Genomic DNA, 626 nt, shown 5'->3' on the forward strand with positions numbered 1-626 from the left:
TCTGATTGCGGGATTGGAGGGCTATTTGGAGTGTTTATGAAAGATCCGGGTTAGCGAGGCATTGAGGGAGACTTTACGGGACGACCTATTAGCAGTTACATGTTTGCAGTCGGGATACGTCAACACCTACGATTGCCTATCTGTGCCGTTAAGCGAGGCTGCTCTCCGAGGTGATGGGCAACTGATACCAGTCCACGACGTGGTCAGCGTGGTAAAAACACTCCTTAATGTGCCCAAAGCGTCTTATATTCGTGAACTTGTTCTTCCTGCAATACACGACGAACGGTTCTGAGGCCTTTTGACCTGCTCTCCCCTCTTTTTACCAAGACGATTTAATGTGGGGTAGGGTCAAGCATTTTGAAGGAAGCCGAGGCTGGCTTGCCGGTCAAGGAGTTGTGCCGCAAGCACAACATTTCTGACGCCACCTTTTACACGTGGAGGAAGTTTGGCGGCATAGAGATTTCAGACGCCCACCGGTTGAAGTCCGTCGAGGGCGAGAACGCCGAGCTCAAGAAATTGCTGGCAGAGTCTCTTCTAGACAATGAAGCCCTGAAGGCCGCTCTCAACCAAAAGTGCTGACTGTCGAGAAGAAGCGCGAGGCCGTGCGGGCGATGCGAGAGCAAACG

Annotated in this window: 1 pseudogene; it reads left to right on the forward strand. The window is 52.2% G+C overall.

From position 1 onward, the window contains the following. Positions 1-354: 354 nt before the first annotated feature. Positions 355-626: pseudogene (locus ACFC20_RS17700) on the forward strand (transposase); the annotation flags it as partial.

Source organism: Marinobacter sp. (assembly GCF_041984545.1).
Lineage (GTDB): Bacteria > Pseudomonadota > Gammaproteobacteria > Pseudomonadales > Oleiphilaceae > Marinobacter.